Here is a 17,266-nt window from a genome sequence, read left to right as displayed (position 1 = left end):
AATCTTTACGCACTCACTCTCATGGGGTACCGAAATTTATTTTTGAGGGAAAGCCCATTATCCAATGAACGATCGGCATAATGGGCTATATCCATAGAATTAAACATTAAATTATGCGGGTCTTAAATGATAGGCTTTAGGCTGAACAAATGCTCGTATACCTTGAGCCGATAAGGTCGAACCTAAGCCAGAATTTCGTCTTCCGGACCAAGGCACATTAGGGCTTACCCTATCACAGCAGTTCCAATATACCGTTCCTGTATCCATTTTGCTAAGGATATTCATTGCTCTATCCTGATCGGACGAAAACACCGCTGCAGTAAGGCCATAGGTCGTATCCTGCATCAACGTAATTGCCTCTTCGTCTGAAGTTACCTTTTGTATACCTATCAACGGACCAAAAGTCTCTTCACGCATAAGTAGCATGTTGTGATTACAGTGCTCAAATACTGTGGGAGCATAATAATATCCCTTACCTTCTAATACATGTCCGCCCAACCGTAGTGTTGCTCCCTTTTCAAGGGCATCTTTCACTTGATCTTCAAGGACGTCCAGCTGAGCAGCCCTCGTTAAAGGACCGATAAATGTGTCTCCAGCGCATGGATCGCCAACCTGATAGGAAGCTACCTCCTCAATAAATGCCTCGACAAACTCATCGTATATCTGTTCTGAAACATAGATACGTTCAACAGCACAACAGCTCTGCCCATTGTTGTAGAAAGCGCCCTCAGCTGCCGACACTGCCGCCTGTTTTATATCTTTCACATCTTCTGTTACGTATAGTGGATCCTTTCCGCCTAGCTCAAGCTGGACTGGAACTAATTTATGCGCTACGGCCCTAGCAATATGTACTCCAGTTTTATAGGATCCAGTAAAGAAATAGCCATCCAATGGCAATGATAAGATATGCTCGCCAATCCTCCCATCTCCAACAACACAGTGAAATACATCATCAGGTATACCGGCTTCATAAAGGTATTTTGCAAACTGCAATCCGGTCAGCGTAGCAAATTCAGAAGGTTTATAGAGCACGGCATTGCCCGCAACCAAGGCGTACAGAAAAATATTAAAGCCCACATTATAAGGGAAATTCCATGCAGAAATATTGGCAATGACACCAAGTGGTTCATAGCGAATATGTTCTAGTGTAGCCCCCTCATTTACAATAATTTCTTCTGAAAGCCATCTTTCAGCATTTTTTCGAAGATGCTCAATACGGTTTTGTGCTCCGTTAATTTCATTAAGCGATTGTGTGATGGGTTTGCCCGTCTCCTTGGTAAGGATCTCCGCAAGTTCCTGTTTATTCGCCAAGATCAGCTCCCCAAATTGTATGATGCACGCCAAACGATCCCTCAAAGGAACGTTGGCCCATTTTTGCTGTCCCTGTCTTAGTAAGGAGAGTGTATTTTCCAATTCAACTGTTGTGGTTGAAGGCAACGTTGCTACTACAGCACCGGTTGCAGGATTTCTAATTTCTATGTTGTCTTGCATGTTCGATAAAAACATTAAGAATTAAATTTTCATCTAAAAGTATTCCCTTCTGTGTTTGGGAAAATTCGGGATGCCATTGTACACCCATCACTTTCCCGGCCGCTTCTTTGGTATAACCAAATGCTTCGATAAATCCGTCTTCCGAGCGCGCAAAGACTTCGAGATCACGGCCAAGATCTTTAATAGCCTGATGATGTACAGTGTTGACCAATGGATTGGCAACATGGCCATATAGTCTGTCGAAAAGTGTTCCTGGTTCTATATGTACGGGATGATTGATGGTGTCGTATAGACTTGCTGAACGATGTACAGCCGACTGAGGAAGCTGACTACCGATATCCTGATACATTGTGCCTCCAAAATAGACGTTCATTAACTGAAATCCCCGACAGATACCTAAGACTGGCTTATGATTTCTGATGGCATAATCCAATATCTTTAGCTCATATTGATCCCGATAAGGGTCTCCTTTCCAGGGTCCGATAGGCTCTTCTCCATAATGCTGGGGTGCTATATCGCTTCCACCTTGAAGAACTATGCCATCCATCTGGTGTAAGATGTCCGCTAATAATGATTCTTCAAGATCCGGCAATAATATAGGAAGAACGCCTTTTTTAGTTATCCATCGAACCATATCATTTTCCATATAGCTCAGTGATTTGTGTCCAAAGACCGTCCTCTCGGGGTCTGGATAAAAAAAACACGCACTAATACCGATTTTTAACATATTATTTTCCTTCGTAAGCGGTTTCATAAATTGCAAGAAAATCTGCTTTGCTAACGGGCTTGGGGTTTGATGGGTGACAGAAATCTGCAAACGCCAGTTCTGATAACGGTTGCAGATGTTCCTTTTGCACGCCTATCGCAGATAATTGTGTAGGCAGTCCCAAACGTACATTGAGGTCAAACAGATAGTCTACAACCCTGTCTCCAGCATGACTACCGAGCCCTAAAGCCATGGCCATCTTATCGAAACGATCTTCAAAACCGACATAATTAAACTGCATTCCATAAGGAAGATTCACCGCGTTGGCCAGTCCATGATGGGTATCAAGGAGCGAGGACAGCGGATGCGCTAAACTATGAACGACTCCTAATCCCTTCTGAAAAGCAACAGCTCCCATCAATGATGCCAAAAGCATTTTGGAGCGGGATGGCAAGTCTGATTCTTTCGTAGCACACTCAATAGACGTCGCCACCATGGCCATTCCTTCAAGCGCTATACCATCACACATCGGATGATACCCTTTGGCCAAATAGGCTTCCATATTGTGGGTAAGTGCGTCCATTCCCGTTGCTGCCGTAATAAACGGTGGCAGATCCATTGTAAGCAAAGGATCGGCAAATACAATTTTTGCCATCAATCTGGGACTAAACAGAATTCGTTTTTTCTTGGTTTCATCTTCTGAAATAATAGCACTACGCCCCACCTCACTCCCAGTCCCGGCGGTCGTAGGTACAGTAATCAATGGTGGTATCTCGTTGGTCACATAGATATCGCCACCGATCAGATCGTCGTAATCAAATAAATCACGATGATGATTTGCGCGCAAGGCAATTGCCCGTGCTACGTCGAGTGCTGCTCCACCGCCAACGCCAATAATTGAATCTCTATTTTGCCCTCTAAAGACATCTCCTCCCAAGAGGACATCAGATTTTACTGGATTTTTATGCAAATCATGAAAGACAATAACGTCGATCCCTTTGTTCGTCAGCTTTTGTTGGACTCCCTTAAAAAATGGTAGTTGGGCGATAGTCGGATCCGTTACCAGTAAAGGGCGATTAAGTCCATTGGTCAATAAATAGTCTGGTAGCTCGTCGATCACTCCAGCACCGAAACGGATCGGTGTCGGAAAATTAAAACCGTAAATTTTTGCTGTATCCATTGTTCAGTTAAATAATTTCAAAATATCTTTTTGTTTCCCAATCTGTGACCTGCTCAGAAAATTGTCGCCATTCCCATAACCGTGATTTACAAAAATGATCGACAAACTTTTGGCCAAATAGCTCGGAGGCTATTTGCGATTGCGCCATTCGAGCGGTCGCATCGTGGAGGTTTCTTGGTAACACGCCGTGTTGCAGATCTTTATAACCATTACCGCTAGTATGTCGATTATCCAATGGCAATTTATACTTGATGCCATACAACCCGCTAGCCAAACATGCTGCTACTGCCAAATAAGGGTTCACATCTGAACCGACAACACGGTGTTCAATGCGTGTGGCTTTGGGACCACCGTCGATGACGCGGAGTGCTGTGGTACGATTATCTATGCCCCAAGTCAGGGTTGTCGGTGCCCATGCTCCTTCAGTCAGCCTTTTATAACTGTTAACAGTGGGCGCCAATAACGGTAGAATATCAGGTAAACAATACAATTGCCCCGCAAGAAAATGCTTCATCAACTGGCTCATTCCGAGTTCATCTTCTTTATCATAAAAGAGGTTGTTCTGTTTGTTGAGATCCCAAAGACTTTGATGCACATGGCCGCTGCAGCCTGGTAAGTCCTTGGTCTGTTTCGCCATAAAACTCGCCGTGATATTATGTTTTTTTCCGATGTCCTTAACCGCAGATTTAAAGAGCGTAGCCCTATCCGCAGCTTCAAGAGCATCACTACATTGGATCGCAGCTTCCAGAACACCTGGCCCGGTCTCCGTATGTAGCCCCTCAAGAGGTACACCGAATCTTTCGAGCATAGCCAAAAGATCCTGAAAAAATCCGTAATTGTCAGACATCCGTAAGATGGAATAACCAAACATACCAGATGTTATCGGTGTCATATCTCTAAAACTATTTTGGGGAGCGGCATTATCGGCTTTCACGAAATTAAACCATTCAAATTCCTGTGAAAAAATTGGTTTAAATCCGGCAGTCTCCGCCTGTGCAATTATGTTTTTAAGGAGTGATCTTGGGCACACATTTTGGTCCCGAGAAAGCGGAGATTCAAAATCAGCTAGAAAAAAGGGAATATCTTCTTGCCAGGGAATCTGTCGAAATGTATTTCCATCAATACGCGCCGGGAAATCGCCGTATCCTGTATGCCAGCCTGTAATTTCCACATTGTCATAAACCTGATCGTTAACATCCCATCCAAACACCACCGAGCAAAACCCAAATTCATTGTCCAGTGCAGAGATAAACTTATCCCGATGCATAAATTTCCCACGGAGCACCCCGTCTATATCAGCGACGGCAACTTTAACGTGCGTACTTGTGCTTGCTGTTAATTTGGCAATAATTTCATTTTTAGTTATCATAATTTGATGGTTTTGTCCTTGTCAAGGAAGATTAGGAAATAGAGGTATGATAAGATGACAAGCCCAAAGAATAATAGAGCTGTCAAGGGGTTATAATATATCATTGCAATGAGACACACGACAGCAATAATAAATGCAATTGCCGGAAACAGCGGATACAATGGAACTTTGAATGGGCGTTCCAAATCGGGTTCCTTTTTTCGCAAGGCAAAAAATGACCACATGGATATTATATAAAGACAGATTGCCCCAAAACATGCGATGGTAATAATACCTGCGGTCTTTCCGGTCAATAATGCTATGATGCCAATAGCCATATTGATTAAGAGTGCATTGGCCGGAGTCTTAAATCGTTGATGTACTTTTCCAAGAATCGACGGTGCATACCCCACTCTCCCAAATTCGAAGGTAGCTCTGCCACCAGCGAGAATGATACCATGAAATGAGGCTATAAGACCCAAAAGACCAACGCCTATAAGTAGTTTATAGAGAATATGGCGATTGTCAATGACATGTGCAATGGCAAGTGGCAATGGTGAATCGGAGGGTTCAGTGCTTCCGACAGGATAAACAACAGCCTCCCAGCCGCCGACACCCACCGCCGACAAAAATGTAATGATACAAAGCACAACTAAAGTTACGATGGCCGATCCAAAGCCGATTAATACATTTTTCTGTGGATTGATCGTTTCCTCAGCAACATTCGCTACACCTTCAATAGCGAGAAAAAACCAGATGGCAAACGGAATAGCTGCAAAAATACCCGAGAAGCCATTGGGCAATGCGTTGTGCTCAAGGTTGGAAAATTCGAAAGCCGGAAATGTAACACCGGCAAATATTAGTAATTCGATAACCGCAAGAACAGTTACGACCAATTCAAATGATGCAGCGAGCTTTACGCCCAGTATATTCATTGAAGTGAAAATCACATAGGCCCCAATGGCAAAAATAAGATAGTCAACCGAAGGATGCAATAAATGTAGATAAGCACCTATAGCAGCAGCAATGGCAGGCGGAGCAAAAACAAACTCGATATTTTGTGCAATACCGGCGACAAATCCCAAATGCTTGCCCAATCCTCGATTGGCATATTCAAAGGCTCCGCCAGCCTTAGGGATCGCACACGCCATCTCTGTATAGCTGAAGTTAAATGTAAGGTACATGATAATAACGAACACTGTAGCAATGGCCAATCCCAATGTGCCGCCTTCTGCCAAACCGAGATTCCATCCAAAATACATTCCCGAGATAACATAGCCTACACCCAATCCCCATAACATAACCGGACCAAGGACTTTTTTTAATTGAGGCTCACTCATAATTTTATTTAGGTTGGTAAATGATAGTAATTAATTAATTTAAATTTACTACATATAGTTTAAATGATAGTATTATATATCTGTAATTATGGCTATTTTAGTAAAATAATATGGTTGTATTTTATTTACTAGTGTTTACGATCTAACTACAGTCATAGATATAGTTTTTTTAGATTTAATTTACTACGATAATGAAATTGGATGAGAAAGACCTCATGCTTCTGGACCTTTTGCAACAGGATGCGAACATAAGTAACAAGGAAATAGCTGACCGTGTTAATTTATCCATGACTCCCGTTTACGAACGTATTAAGAAGTTAATGGCAACCTCCGTTCTCAAACAGAAAGTCTTTCTGCTGGACAGAAGAAAACTTGATCTTAATCTAATGGTCCTTGTATCCATTAGTATGGAAAAACATTCCAATGAAAGTGCCTTGTTATTTATGGAGGAGATACAAAAATTTCCAGAAGTAGTCGAGTGTTTCCACGTAACGGGTGCATTTGACTATCAAATAAAGGTGATGGTTAGGGATGTTGATCACTATCATGAATTCAATTTTAATAAACTGGCAACAATCAAGGGAATCAGACATATGGAAAGTTATTTTGTCATGAAAGAAATCGTGAATACAACCCGTCTCCCAATCTTTCTTTGATAATTAGTTTAGCATATTTTAGCTTTACTATGCTGCGCTGACGACTCTCCTAATTTAATTTCCCGGAATTGATGGGTTTCATTGGTATGGCACCTACACTTAGGCAATGGTTCATACTTGCAGAACCATGCCTTCTATTTGTATCGTGTTGTTTATAAGAGCACAATATTCTCAAGCGATACGCCTACTCCCTTAAGAGCTGCGTAGGTTAATTTGTCCATTGAGGCCCCGTCAAAATCGATTGTTTTAATACTCTTATAATATTTATTGGTAAGCGCAAACGTGGGCCGAAAGGAAACATTTCTAAGAATAACCCCTCTAAATGAACTGTTTGCTAGGTCTGCATTATCGAATTTTACGTCGACAAATACTTGCCCATCAAAGCTTATGCCTTTCATATCACAGGACTTAAAGCAAACACCATTGAACTCACAGTGTTCAAAAATGGTTTTTCTGAGATCCGACGCCGTAAATTTGACATCTGTCAGCTTTATACTATTAAATCTAGCATTGTTCAACTCCGACGCATAAAATTCTGTACGTGCGAGAACGGTCTTGTTGAAATTTGCGTTCGTCATATTACTAGCAGAAAATGTACAGTCCGTAAGGTTCGACGAATCAAAATTAGCATCGCGGATATCACTTCCTTTAAAAATGCTTGCCGTGAAATCTGCTGTACTGAAGTCTGTGCCACGCAGCTCACTTCCGAGAAATTTTCTCTTTGGCGCATTTACGCCAGAAAAATCAGTTTCGGCTAGCGTGTTACCGCTAAAATCTGTCAGTAGCGGCTTTTGTCCCGTATCAGAAAATTTTGCCTCTTCCAGAGAATTTCCTTTCGTGTCATCTAAAGTGCCAATGACCACCTTTTGACTTGCTACGCTATCTCCTAATTTCGAATTTTCGGCGAAGTAGTTTAGATCGACTGCGAATATTTCCGCAAGTCTATGTATTGTTAAAAAGTCTGGTAAAGACTCTCCCCGCTCCCATTTTCCAACTGCTTGGGGGCTGACGAATAAAAGTTCAGCAAGCTGTGCTTGCGACATATTTCGCTCTTTCCGCACTTTGGCAATATTATTACCTAATGTTTTGTTATCCATAATTATTGTTTATTGATGATGTTCAACTTTACAAATATATTGAGGCTAATCTGTAATTATCGCGAAAAGGGAAATACCTCTAGTTGTAATTATGCTACTTATCGTTGTATTCGAACAGCTTCGGGTTGTTATTCCTAGAGTATTGTCCTATACTGTTATTGAAACTATATTTTAAGTAAAACTTCTCAAAGACGGGCCTTTCTTTATAATAATGCCATCCCATATTTTAGATCGTGGGTTATGAGAAAGACAAACTTTAACTAATTTAGGAAGATCTACCACCATGAATACCGCCAAGCTAGTTTAAATATTTCTAGAAATTTGATCTATATTTATATACCTAAAATTTACATATGTTAGAGAATTTTGAGTTTTACCTTTTTTTAGTCCTACTAATTACGATGTTGATCATGCTGGCGAGAAAAATTCAGGTTGCATACCCTGTTTTACTCGTATTAGCGGGACTTGTAATAAGTTTTATCCCGGGAGTTCCCCCTATAAAGATAGAACCCGAATTGATATTCATTATTTTTTTACCGCCGCTCCTCTACGAGGCAGCTTGGTCAACTTCCTGGAAAGAACTCTGGCGATGGCGCCGGATTATCTTCAGCTTTGCCTTTGTTGTGGTCTTTTTTACAGCATTGTCCGTTGCCGTTTTTGCCAACTATTTTATCCCGGGATTCTCCTTAGCTCTCGGTTTTCTATTGGGCGGAATAGTTTCCCCTCCTGATGCGGTTAGTGCCGGTGCAATTTTAAAATTCGTGAAGGTACCCAAAAGGCTGGCGTCCATATTGGAAGGTGAAAGTTTGTTGAATGATGCTTCCTCACTAATAATTTTTCGCTTTGCAATGATTGCTGCTGCTACTGGGCAGTATGTATGGTACCAAGCGGCCGGGAGCTTTATTTGGATGTGTATTGGCGGAGTGGGAATCGGACTTACAATTGCCTATGTTTTTCTGAAAATGCACAAACTTTTACCAACCGATTCCAATACAGACATATTGCTAACTTTTATTGCACCTTTCTCGATGTATTTGATCGCAGAACAACTTCATGCTTCTGGGGTTCTTGCGGTTGTCAGTGGCGGCTTATTTCTCTCGTATCGTAGTCACGATTTTTTGAGCAGTGCATCCCGGATCCGGACAGTGACCGTATGGGAAAGCTTTTGCTTTCTGCTGAATGGCATTGTCTTTATGCTTATCGGATTAGATTTACCGGAAATTGTATCTGGATTGGGTGATACCAATATCTCCACTGCTATTGGCTATGGCGTCGCCGTTACAATAGTCCTTATTCTTGTACGAATTTTTGCAGGGTATGCTGCAGTAATTACGACCTTGATCATGAGAAATTTTATAACGGTTGCAGACGATCAATCGCCTGGTTGGCAAACGCCAATGATTATCGGCTGGACTGGAATGCGTGGCGTCGTTTCTTTGGCAGCAGCGCTATCTATCCCATTAACTTTGGCCGACGGAACTCCTTTTCCTCAAAGGAATCTCATTCTTTTCATCACATTTGTTGTGATTCTGTTAACCTTACTTGTTCAAGGGTTAACCCTCCCTTTTATCTTGAGGAAAATCAAATTAGTAGATAGAGATTTTGTAAGAAGTGAAAAGGAGATCGATTATGAAATTCAGAATAGATTGGCTCAAGTCGCCGTTGACAAGATTCGTAATGATTACGCGGACAAAGTTGAAAGTTTTCCGACCTTAAAGGATCAACTACAGAAGTATGAAAATCAGTTGCGGAGCTCCGAGATTATCATTAATTATGCCGAATACCGTAAAATCTATATCGATATCCTTGAAACACAGCGTATTTGGCTTATCAATAAAAACCGCGAAGAACTTTTATTGGACGAAGAGATTATCCGTAAACACCTTCGTTTGTTAGATCTTCAGGAAGAAAGGTTGAATATGAGAAGCTAATTTATCCCTAGCTCAGCCTACTGCCGTACATTTATGATCGACAATGCAGATTGAATTGTCGATCATAAATAACTAATTTATTAGTCTTCATCCAAATAAATGTCGTGAACAACAAAACGAATAGACTTGCTAAACACCAACATATCCGCTACATCTTCAGAATCTATGGCATAGAGTGTTTCTACCCCACCTTCATCCAAAAGTTCGGAATCTGGTATAAGTTCAAAAAAAGTGATTCCTTCAACAATGGATAATTCTTCTACTTTAACATATGATACATCCTGGCTCTTCCAAAGTGAGAGAATTTCTTTGGAAAACAATTGATAATTATTAGCTTGATTTGACATGCTCGCAAATTAACAAAAATATGGCTCATTATATTTGTGTTATAACGTTTCTAAAATCTTACTTACTCTTTCGTTTTTAGGATTAATTTCGCGAACTTTTTGATAGTTCTTCTTGGCACTATCTATTTGTCCAGATTTCAGGTAGGCTTCCGCTAAACTATCATAAACATTTTCACTTTTAGGATATAGCACCGTATTCACCTTAAATATGTCAATAGCTTGGTTTATTTTATGCTGATTGAGCAATTCATAACCTGCACCGTTCAGGAAACCTTCTGAAAGCAACTCATCGTCACTATCCTGTTCTTTTGCTTTTTGAAAAGCTTTTAATCCATCCTCGAAATTTCCTTCTAAAATAAGCTCTAGTGGAGTCCGGTCATTTGCATTGACTTTCGGATTTTTGGAATAAATCTTTTTATCACGCAAAACCTGTACAAGCTCATATTGACCGCTTTCGGTATCCTTTGAAAATACTACGTTCACGTTTCGATCTCGCATAACAAAAGTATTTGCCGACACTTTAACCAACTCTACAGGCTTGTCTAGATTTTGGACTGACATAAGCTTGCCACTCTGACTATAGACCCTTATAACACCGTATTTGCCAGATCGATAACGTCCACTATTGACATTCAGTTCTTGAGAACTGAGCGGCAAAATTTTATTTATTGGGGCCAGGTAATTGGGCCATTGATAGGTTAGTGCAACCGCTCGGACAAGTTCGTTGATAAATTCAGGTTTGTTTGTATTTGTAAGAATAACTACGCCATCACCGCTTGTTTTATTTCCAACAAAATAGGAGCTAAAGCCTTCGTTCCATCCACCATGGCAAAAAAAAGATGAACCGTCGTAATCTTCCAGAAAGACACCTAATCCTATAATAGATTCAATATAGGGGCTTGTGAATTCTTCGGCCGTCTTCTTGGAAATAACAGCATTACTTTTGCCATTTAAGGTCCGTTGAATATCGATCACGAATCTAGCGTAATCTTCTGCTGTTGACCACAAGCCAGCAGCCGCCTGCTCTGGGTAGACATGATATCTTCCTTCGACTTTTTTACCATCTACAGTATAAGCCGTCGCCGCAAATTGTTTTTTCAACTCAGGAAGAGGCTGGGCAAAAGTGCTATTTTTCATACCCAAAGGTGAGAGTACCTTTTCTTCCATTATGCTACTATAATCTTTCCCTTCAATATCAACGAGCATCTGTTGAAGTACGGTATAGCCACCGCCTGAATACCGAAAATTTAAGCCAGGAAGTTTATCAACATACACCATTGGTGTATTAGCAGGCTTTAGACCACTCAGTACTTCTACCGCTGTAGGAATTGGGTCTGTTGTCCGATAGCCCGGGAACCCACTTACAGTAAGTCCCGCAGTGTGGCTAATGATATTTTTGAGTGTAACATTTTTCGCTCTGGTCCAATTATTTTCGGGTATTTTCCAGGATTTCAGGTATAAATTCACATCGGCATTGGATGCCAACTTGCCAAGCTCCACTTCCTTCAATGCAGCGTATGCACTTACGGGCTTGCTCATGGACGCCACCTGAAATAAGGTGTTTGACCTAACTGGTGTTTTCGAATCGAGATCGGCAAAACCATACGTTTTGCTCCATAATATTTCAGCGTTTTTTATCACGGCGATGCTTACACCTGGAACCTGATAAAATTCCATGCGCGATTTAATATTCCAGGCCGGCTCACCCTCAAAACGAACAGGCGGTATGAGACTGGATTCGACATGAGAAATCTCCTTTATTTTTTGAGGGGTCGTTTGAGCACATGCGGTTGACACTAGTATCGCAAAAATTCCAGTAATTGGTAAAGCTTTCATTTTATTTATGATCGTTTAAATGGTGATACGAAGCGTCTCTCCTATCTCTTGCTCGCTTCTTTGTAATTCTTCATTGACAGTAGATGCCAATTTTATTGCCAAAACCATAAATCACTGTAAAACAATATTATGCAATAGTATTCCAAAATAAATTGATCGTATTCGNNCGAATACGATCAATTTATTTTTACTAAGCGGTATCTCGCTTTTCTAACATCATCAGCTGTCAGCCCCATAGCATGTTCGCATACAGTAGCATCTTCATTGTCGTATTAGGATCGCCAATAGAAGTTTCCTTTTGGTTGAATTGTGGAAAAATGAAAACGGGGCATACTAGCCCCGTTACATTGTTTGATTAATTGATACTTAATGATTCGGATTACCATAATAGTTTTGATAATTCTGAATGGTAGCACTAAACCATGCTCCACAGCTGCTATAATACATATCATTGGCTCCATAGCTGGTGTACGTGAGATCCTGAGTTTCGATCAACTGACCGCTTGTATTATAGATACTCATCGTCAATCTACATAGCGTACGAGACTTTCCGAGCTTGATCTCTTTGGCTTCGCTCACGATATTCAAATTAGCTTTTCCAGTTTGTGATTTGTAAATCGTTGATTTTTCAACAAGGCTGTTGTCGGCCGCTTTTGGCCCCGTTTTCGCAAAAGTTGATTTTTCAACAAGGCTGTTGTCGGCCGCTTTTGGCCCCGTTTTCGCAAAAGTAGCAGATGACATTAAAGCCAAGGCTACGGCGCTCATCATTAATTTTTTCATGTTACTAAGTTTTTGATAAATACATTGGAGGACCAGCCTCACTGTTAATAAACCTAAAACTGCCAATAAATTTGGCACTGTAAACACTGTAATAAATATCTGATGTAGTCGTAACAATATTCGGTTGGTTTGATCAAATTTTTGAAAATAACTAAGAATTCAAAAAATTCTACTACCTTTGCAATCATCAGATGATATGACTATATGAAGACTGAAGCTATCGTACGAAGATCCTTGGCAGAGGAAGTTGCCGCGGCAATAGAAGAAAAAATAAAATTAGGTGAATTCCCGGTAGAATCTAAACTTCCTACGGAACCAGAATTGATGAAACAATTTGCTGTGGGCAGATCCAGCATTCGTGAGGCGGTCAAATATTTAAGTCAATCAGGCTATCTCAATGTACAACAAGGTCTTGGTACTTTTGTTAAAAGTAGCACAGGTCATCATGCTCTTGACTCAAAAATTGAAAAAGCCAATTTTAACGATATTTTTGAAGTTAGACACGTATTGGAATTGCGAATTATTGAAAAAGCTGCCTTAAATCGTACTTCGAAAGGCCTCAAGGATATGGCTCAAGCGCTCAAAAATAGAGCAAAATATGCCGAAATGGGAAATTTGATGGCGTGCGTGGATGCCGATATTGCCTTTCACAGTGCAATTGCTGAATCATGTGGAAATAGTATTTTGACCGCTTTATATACAACTTTATCTGAACATGTCAATAAGTTCTTCATGACTATTTATAAGGATACAGTACCCTTCTTAACTTCACAACAGCAACACGAGGAACTGATGTTGGCAATCAAAGATAAAGAAGTGAAAAAAGCTGTTGATATTGCTAACCGAATTATCCAACAGCTGTAATTTTCCTATAGCATATGCAAATCATCAATCTCAATATACTTTATTTTTATCAATTAAAACATCAGATGACCTGATGAATATTTCTTTTATGAAAACACAATCTTTAAACCCGAGTGGATCTTGGAAAAGCTCCGAAACCGTCTATCCGATTTTATTTGCGATTAGTCTTTCACACTTGCTCAACGACTTGATTCAGTCGGTCATTCCGGCAGTATATCCCATGTTAAAATCAAATTATGCGCTTAGTTTTACCCAAATTGGTATTATAACGTTGGTTTTTCAGCTTACTGCTTCTATTTTGCAACCCTTCGTTGGTTTGTATACAGATAAAAACCCTACACCACGATCACTCGCTGTCGGTATGCTTTTCTCTTTAGCAGGATTGATATGCATTTCTTTTGCGTCAAACTTTATCTACATTCTCCTTTCTGTAAGTCTTATTGGCATGGGTTCGTCTATATTTCATCCTGAAGCTTCTCGAGTTGCTCATTTAGCTTCCGGAGGCAAAAAGGGGCTCGCGCAGTCTATCTTCCAAGTCGGTGGTAATGCTGGTGGTGCGATAGGTCCCCTTCTTGTAGCGCTTATTGTGATCCCTTTGGGCCAACAATACATTGGTGTATTTGGCGTATTGGCCATTGTAGCCGTTATGATTCTTACTTATGTCGGTAATTGGTATCAAATACATCTCAAGCCTAAGACACAAACAACTGCTGTTGGTGCTTCAAAAGCCGACCTGCCAAAATCAAAAGTAGTATTTGCACTTGTAATTTTATTGGTACTCATTTTTTCCAAATATTTTTACATGGCTTCCATGACCAGTTATTTCACCTTCTATTTGATCAATAAATTCCATGTTTCGGTTCAGGAATCTCAAATATACTTATTTATATTTCTTGCTTCTGTAGCTGCGGGAACTATATTAGGGGGGCCATTGGGAGATCGCTATGGGCGTAAACTAATTATCTGGGTATCGATTCTCGGAGCGGCTCCGTTCACATTACTATTGCCACACGTTGGTCTAGGGCTAACCATTATCCTCGCTATTTTAATAGGTCTTATTATATCGTCTGCATTCTCTGCTATCTTGGTCTATGCGACAGAACTCATCCCAGGAAAGGTCGGAATGATTGCTGGTTTATTTTTTGGCTTTGCTTTTGGTATGGGGGGAATTGGTTCAGCAGTTCTGGGCTGGCTTGCAGATCAAACCTCAATCGAATATGTATTTAATATCTGTGCTTATCTTCCATTAATCGGAGTAGTTACAGGGCTATTACCTAATATAAGTCAGCAGAAAAAGTAATTATATAATCCGTGTGTCCGAAAAGTTTGTCACTTGTTTTGTGGAAACTATTTTTGAATAGCAGAGAAAGTTTCAACCTGTCCAAAGAGCTATGGTGAAATTCGATGAAAAATAACCAAAATAAGCGAGTGGGAAGCCCTTTGCTTCGTACCTGCTTCGTACTTTCTTCGGATCATCAATAGATTCCGTACAGATGCTGAACAGTCATTGACCAGTCTCCGAACAGGAAAATACTGGTCAGGAACTGGCCAATAGCTAATCCTTATCTGGTGAGCTCCGAAGCTTGTCCGAAGCAGGTACGAACACAATAGGTATCTAAGGCATATTGCCGCCACTAGCAGCATATACTGAAACTTATTCCTGTCGCTTATCAATACAGCATAGTTACTAAAATTGGACCTATTCACGTATTAAAAATTAGCCGCAAAAAAAGCTGTCCAAAAAAATGCAGTGCCCCCAAAAAGTTAGACATTTTCCGGGGGCACAGCACATTTGGACAGCTTCTTTAAATACTAGTAACCTGGATTTTGGATCAATTTTGTATTTCGATTAACCTCATCGCGATGCAAAGACGTGTAGTACATCTTGTCATCCCAGTTCCTATTTTCGATACCTGGATCAATATTGGATACCGTATAGGTATAGGTGTAGTTATCGGGATTATATTGATAAAGAGTTACATTTTTACCCGCCTTAAGGGTTCCCGTGATGTTTATAATATTTGCTTTACGACCTATAGTTTCCGCGGCTATCATCCAGCGTCGCGCGTCAAAGAAGCGATGCTCCTCGTAGGCTAATTCAATACGGCGCTCGTTTCTATAACGTGCTTTTAGAGCCGCTCCGGTTTCGGCGGTTGGAATTGCAGGCATTCCAGCTCTAAAGCGGATTTTGTTTAACCATGTTTTAGCTTCATTCTCTTCTCCTAATTCAAGACATGCTTCTACATAGTTCAATATCGCCTCTGTATAGCGAAACATTGGCCAGGGAATGCGCTGTCTTGTGTTTTGATCCTGCATTGTAGGGTCCGGATCTGTAAATTTACGAATATAATATCCTGTCCGTGAACCATTCCAATCTTCAATCGGGCTTTTTCTTGTGTCAAGGCCAAATTGGATAACCTTTTGTCCTTTGGCATTCATTATTTCGTATTGACCTGTTTGGATTTGATTCGCCTTATCTCTTTCAGCGACATCGGCTGTCCTAGGTTTCCAATCCGCACCGTCGTATAAAATTGTTGCCTTTAAACGTGGGTCACGATTTTGATAAGGGCTGGCTGCCATAGTAGGATTTGACCAACTGAATTTTTGGCCATCAATAGTCTCGTAGTCGTCTACCAAGAGTTGTATCGGTGTATTTCCGGCCCAGTTATGATAGCCATTTGGACCGTTGTCTCGCCCTACCCAGCCACCACGTTCGTCCTTTTCGTCAATAAAGAATCTCCCCAGAATAATATCTTTTCCTGCTGTAAAATCAACTGTCTTGCTCCCCCCTCCTAACGATACGGCCATATAGTTGGCAGTACCCTCATTAGGCGAAGCGGGTTGAGTTAGGTCTAACTTATAGGCGAATTCTGTATGATCCAGTACGGCTTTTGCTGCGGCTTTTGCTTTTGTCCAACGCTCCACCTGATTGCCACTCGTGTACATTAGATATTCTGGATTCTTATACCCTGCCAATAATGTTGATTTTGCTTTGGCTTTACCCGCATCGTGGAGATCGCTGGCAGCATAGAGTAATACCCTTGATTTTAAGGCCAATACTGCAGTTTCATTTGCACGTCCCTTTGTTGATGAACTGCCCTTTAACAAAAGAGCTGCGCTGTCTAGATCTTTCACGATGGCATTGACACACTCCTCATAGCTATTCCTCGGAACCATATAGTCTTTATCGTTCAATGTATATATCTTATTATCGATGGGGATGCCACCATAAAAGCGTAAGAGCTGTTGATAATAATACCCACGCAGGAAATAAGCTTCGCCTAACAGCTTATCGGCTTTTGCTTTGTCAAACTTGGGTGCACTCAAATTGGAGATGGCAATGTTAGTTGCCCGGATGCGCGTATACATGCGACCGTATTCGTAAGTATCCATAATATAGCCTTGATCAGCTGGATTTGATCGAGATTCGGTCACGGTATTTATGCCCCGATTAGGGTGTGTAAATAAGGCTTCGTCGGTCATGGATGCCATTTCTTGCTCATAAAAGCCTCCTACTCCAAAACCGTTATAGATTTCTGTCACGAAAGCCTCAGACAAACCAGCATCCGACCAAACGATCTCCTGTGGAACTTCACTGAGTGGCTTCGTGCTCACAAAATCATCATTGCAAGCTTGTAATGATGCAGAAAGTACAAGTAGTATAAGTGATATATTCTTAATTTTTTTCAT

14 protein-coding genes are annotated in these 17,266 nt (G+C 40.9%); 4 read left to right on the top strand and 10 right to left on the bottom strand.

The window, feature by feature from the left end:
• Positions 1-111: 111 nt before the first annotated feature.
• From B3H30_RS11355 to eat, 5 genes are read right to left on the bottom strand one after another with little or no spacing between them, the layout of a single operon-like run.
• On the bottom strand, positions 112-1,491 hold the full coding sequence (locus B3H30_RS11355; protein WP_236560200.1) for an aldehyde dehydrogenase family protein: 1,380 nt from the start codon (positions 1,489-1,491) through the stop codon (positions 112-114).
• Positions 1,469-2,245 (bottom strand): gamma-glutamyl-gamma-aminobutyrate hydrolase family protein, encoded by a 777-nt coding sequence (locus B3H30_RS11350; RefSeq protein WP_201303532.1) that lies wholly within the window; start codon positions 2,243-2,245, stop codon positions 1,469-1,471. Before B3H30_RS11350 ends, B3H30_RS11355 begins: the two co-directional genes overlap by 23 nt.
• Positions 2,220-3,377 (bottom strand): iron-containing alcohol dehydrogenase, encoded by a 1,158-nt coding sequence (locus B3H30_RS11345; RefSeq protein WP_070564090.1) that lies wholly within the window; start codon positions 3,375-3,377, stop codon positions 2,220-2,222. Before B3H30_RS11345 ends, B3H30_RS11350 begins: the two co-directional genes overlap by 26 nt.
• A 7-nt stretch (positions 3,378-3,384) precedes the next feature.
• The gene (locus B3H30_RS11340; RefSeq protein WP_115048704.1) at positions 3,385-4,746 is read right to left on the bottom strand and encodes a glutamine synthetase family protein; all 1,362 of its coding nucleotides are present in this window, start codon (positions 4,744-4,746) and stop codon (positions 3,385-3,387) included.
• Entirely contained in the window at positions 4,743-6,065 is a 1,323-nt protein-coding gene (eat, locus tag B3H30_RS11335; RefSeq protein WP_083295858.1) for an ethanolamine permease, read from the bottom strand. Before eat ends, B3H30_RS11340 begins: the two co-directional genes overlap by 4 nt.
• Positions 6,066-6,256: 191 nt before the next feature.
• Between eat and B3H30_RS11330 the strand changes: the two genes are divergently transcribed.
• Positions 6,257-6,721 carry an Lrp/AsnC family transcriptional regulator gene (locus B3H30_RS11330; protein WP_070564088.1) on the top strand — a complete coding sequence of 155 codons (465 nt, stop codon included), beginning with the start codon at positions 6,257-6,259 and terminating at the stop codon, positions 6,719-6,721.
• A gap of 152 nt (positions 6,722-6,873) precedes the next feature.
• Here the strand turns inward: B3H30_RS11330 and B3H30_RS11325 are convergent, their stop codons facing one another.
• On the bottom strand, positions 6,874-7,818 hold the full coding sequence (locus tag B3H30_RS11325) for a pentapeptide repeat-containing protein (RefSeq protein ID WP_070564086.1): 945 nt from the start codon (positions 7,816-7,818) through the stop codon (positions 6,874-6,876).
• A 353-nt stretch (positions 7,819-8,171) separates the two neighbouring features.
• On the opposite strand from B3H30_RS11325, the gene B3H30_RS11320 reads away from it, so the two are divergent.
• The gene (locus tag B3H30_RS11320) at positions 8,172-9,749 is read left to right on the top strand and encodes a Na+/H+ antiporter (RefSeq protein WP_070564084.1); all 1,578 of its coding nucleotides are present in this window, start codon (positions 8,172-8,174) and stop codon (positions 9,747-9,749) included.
• 80 nt (positions 9,750-9,829) lie between these two features.
• On the opposite strand, the gene B3H30_RS11315 is transcribed toward B3H30_RS11320, so the two are convergent.
• From B3H30_RS11315 to B3H30_RS11305, 3 genes are all read right to left on the bottom strand, one after another.
• Positions 9,830-10,096, bottom strand: coding sequence for a hypothetical protein (locus B3H30_RS11315; protein WP_070564082.1), 267 nt, complete (start codon positions 10,094-10,096; stop codon positions 9,830-9,832).
• A gap of 39 nt (positions 10,097-10,135) precedes the next feature.
• On the bottom strand, positions 10,136-11,932 hold the full coding sequence (locus tag B3H30_RS11310; protein WP_070564079.1) for a serine hydrolase: 1,797 nt from the start codon (positions 11,930-11,932) through the stop codon (positions 10,136-10,138).
• Between the two features lie 366 nt (positions 11,933-12,298).
• Positions 12,299-12,712, bottom strand: a complete 414-nt coding sequence (locus B3H30_RS11305; protein ID WP_070564076.1) for a hypothetical protein — start codon at positions 12,710-12,712, stop codon at positions 12,299-12,301.
• Between the two features lie 204 nt (positions 12,713-12,916).
• Here B3H30_RS11305 and B3H30_RS11300 point away from each other — a divergent pair, with 204 nt between their 5' ends.
• Entirely contained in the window at positions 12,917-13,576 is a 660-nt protein-coding gene (locus B3H30_RS11300) for a FadR/GntR family transcriptional regulator (protein WP_112374116.1), read from the top strand.
• An 88-nt stretch (positions 13,577-13,664) separates the two neighbouring features.
• Positions 13,665-14,876 (top strand): MFS transporter, encoded by a 1,212-nt coding sequence (locus B3H30_RS11295; RefSeq protein WP_070564519.1) that lies wholly within the window; start codon positions 13,665-13,667, stop codon positions 14,874-14,876.
• Between the two features lie 512 nt (positions 14,877-15,388).
• Here B3H30_RS11295 and B3H30_RS11290 read toward each other — a convergent pair.
• Positions 15,389-17,266: a RagB/SusD family nutrient uptake outer membrane protein gene (locus B3H30_RS11290; RefSeq protein ID WP_112374115.1), complete on the bottom strand. Its 1,878-nt coding sequence runs from the start codon at positions 17,264-17,266 to the stop codon at positions 15,389-15,391.

The sequence above is a fragment of the Sphingobacterium sp. UBA7038 genome (genome assembly GCF_002494055.1).
Taxonomy (GTDB): domain Bacteria; phylum Bacteroidota; class Bacteroidia; order Sphingobacteriales; family Sphingobacteriaceae; genus Sphingobacterium; species Sphingobacterium multivorum.
Note: the sequence above shows the minus strand (reverse complement) of the source record. Positions and strands in the feature narration are given on the sequence as shown.

What these genes read in the sequence shown, in the direction of transcription:
- B3H30_RS11310 (WP_070564079.1), bottom strand. Translation starts at nt 11,932, where the DNA reads ATGAAAGCTTTACCAATTACTGGAATTTTTGCGATACTAGTGTCAACC.
- B3H30_RS11355 (WP_236560200.1), bottom strand. Translation starts at nt 1,491, where the DNA reads ATGCAAGACAACATAGAAATTAGAAATCCTGCAACCGGTGCTGTAGTA.
- B3H30_RS11325 (WP_070564086.1), bottom strand. Translation starts at nt 7,818, where the DNA reads ATGGATAACAAAACATTAGGTAATAATATTGCCAAAGTGCGGAAAGAG.
- eat (WP_083295858.1), bottom strand. Translation starts at nt 6,065, where the DNA reads ATGAGTGAGCCTCAATTAAAAAAAGTCCTTGGTCCGGTTATGTTATGG.
- B3H30_RS11315 (WP_070564082.1), bottom strand. Translation starts at nt 10,096, where the DNA reads ATGTCAAATCAAGCTAATAATTATCAATTGTTTTCCAAAGAAATTCTC.
- B3H30_RS11295 (WP_070564519.1), top strand. Translation starts at nt 13,665, where the DNA reads ATGAAAACACAATCTTTAAACCCGAGTGGATCTTGGAAAAGCTCCGAA.
- B3H30_RS11320 (WP_070564084.1), top strand. Translation starts at nt 8,172, where the DNA reads ATGTTAGAGAATTTTGAGTTTTACCTTTTTTTAGTCCTACTAATTACG.
- B3H30_RS11290 (WP_112374115.1), bottom strand. Translation starts at nt 17,266, where the DNA reads ATGAAAAAAATTAAGAATATATCACTTATACTACTTGTACTTTCTGCA.
- B3H30_RS11300 (WP_112374116.1), top strand. Translation starts at nt 12,917, where the DNA reads ATGAAGACTGAAGCTATCGTACGAAGATCCTTGGCAGAGGAAGTTGCC.
- B3H30_RS11350 (WP_201303532.1), bottom strand. Translation starts at nt 2,245, where the DNA reads ATGAAACCGCTTACGAAGGAAAATAATATGTTAAAAATCGGTATTAGT.
- B3H30_RS11345 (WP_070564090.1), bottom strand. Translation starts at nt 3,377, where the DNA reads ATGGATACAGCAAAAATTTACGGTTTTAATTTTCCGACACCGATCCGT.
- B3H30_RS11305 (WP_070564076.1), bottom strand. Translation starts at nt 12,712, where the DNA reads ATGAAAAAATTAATGATGAGCGCCGTAGCCTTGGCTTTAATGTCATCT.
- B3H30_RS11340 (WP_115048704.1), bottom strand. Translation starts at nt 4,746, where the DNA reads ATGATAACTAAAAATGAAATTATTGCCAAATTAACAGCAAGCACAAGT.
- B3H30_RS11330 (WP_070564088.1), top strand. Translation starts at nt 6,257, where the DNA reads ATGAAATTGGATGAGAAAGACCTCATGCTTCTGGACCTTTTGCAACAG.